This is a genomic window from Caballeronia arationis, assembly GCF_001544975.2.
Classification (GTDB): Bacteria; Pseudomonadota; Gammaproteobacteria; order Burkholderiales; family Burkholderiaceae; genus Caballeronia; species Caballeronia arationis.
The window spans coordinates 1-795 of record NZ_FCOG02000535.1 but is presented as its reverse complement, the minus strand read 5'-3'; the positions used below and the strand labels follow the sequence as shown (position 1 = coordinate 795).

The following is a 795-nucleotide window of genomic DNA, read 5'->3' as shown; positions in this document are numbered from 1 at the left end:
ATCTCACCACTGCTGGCGAATATTTATATGCGCCGGTTTGTGCTGGCATGGAAGAAGCTCGGACTTCAGCGCAGTCTTGGTAGTCGAATCGTGACCTACGCGGATGATCTGGTGATCCTGTGCAAGACGGGTAAGGCTGAGGAAGCCTTGCTGCGTCTGCGCGAGATCATGGGGAAGCTGAAGTTGACGGTCAACGAGGAGAAGACACGAATCTGCAAGGTGCCGGAAGGCGAATTCGACTTCCTGGGCTACACGTTTGGGCGGTTGTACTCTGCGACGACAGGGCAGGCCCGTATGGGCATGCGGCCGTCGAAGAAGAGTATTCGGCGTATGGTTGAGAAGATTCATGCGATGACCGCTCTTAAGACAGTGTGGCAAGAGACCACGGAACTGGTGGGCAAGTTGAACCGCACGCTACGCGGCTGGGCGAACTACTTCAATGTAGGCACGGACAGACGCGCGTATCGGGCGCTCGACAACTACACCGCTACGCGGTTGCGTCGGTGGTTACGCAACAAGTACAAGGTTAGACGTCGCAGGGGCGGGACTTATCCATCCCAGCACCTCTACGGGCACTTCGGTCTCGTGCGTCTGACTGGTCCCTGGTTGTGAACCTGCCGTGTACGAAGGCGTGATGTCTTGTCCGAGAGCCGGATGCGGGAGATCTGCATGTCCGGTTCGACGAGCGGGATGTGGAAACGGAGTTAGGGCGAGGTTATTAGGGCACCGCCGAACGAAAGAGGCGGCAACAGACAAACCGAACCTACTGCTACCGCGCCACATCTCGACTCTACC

1 protein-coding gene is annotated in these 795 nt (G+C 57.5%); it reads left to right on the top strand.

The window, feature by feature from the left end; all coding sequences use genetic code 11:
* On the top strand, window positions 1-612 hold a 612-nt coding region (locus AWB81_RS43695), incomplete at its 5' end, for a group II intron maturase-specific domain-containing protein (protein WP_268811815.1).
* Between the last annotated feature and the right edge of the window lie 183 nt (window positions 613-795).